Source organism: Streptomyces sp. B1866 (genome assembly GCF_031932565.1).
Taxonomy (GTDB): Bacteria; Actinomycetota; Actinomycetes; order Streptomycetales; family Streptomycetaceae; genus Streptomyces.
The window spans coordinates 1-320 of sequence record NZ_JAVSCF010000660.1; the positions used below are offsets into that span (position 1 = coordinate 1).

General features: G+C 68.1%; 1 protein-coding gene. It reads right to left on the bottom strand.

Annotation, left to right across the window (positions count from 1 at the left end; all coding sequences use genetic code 11):
• Positions 1 to 320, bottom strand: a 320-nt coding sequence (locus RKE29_RS30675; RefSeq protein ID WP_312008941.1) for a polyketide synthase, incomplete at both ends; no start/stop codon positions are given.

Here is a 320-nt window from a genome sequence, read left to right on the forward strand (position 1 = left end):
CCAGCGACGACGAACACGCCGTGTCGACCGTCAGAGTCGGTCCCTCGAACCCGAAGGTATAGGCGAGGCGGCCGGACGCGACGCTGGTGGCGTTGCCGGTGAGAACGTGCCCTTCGACGGTCGACGGCATTGTGGCCGTGGCGTAGTCGGTCCCGGCCATGCCCGCGAAGACGCCGGTGCGGGTGCCGTGCAGGGTGGTGGGGTCGATGCCCGCGCGTTCGATGGTCTCCCATGCTGTTTCCAGCAGGAGGCGTTGCTGGGGGTCCATGGCCAGTGCTTCGCGGGGTGAGATGCCGAAGAATTCCGCGTCGAAGTCGGCG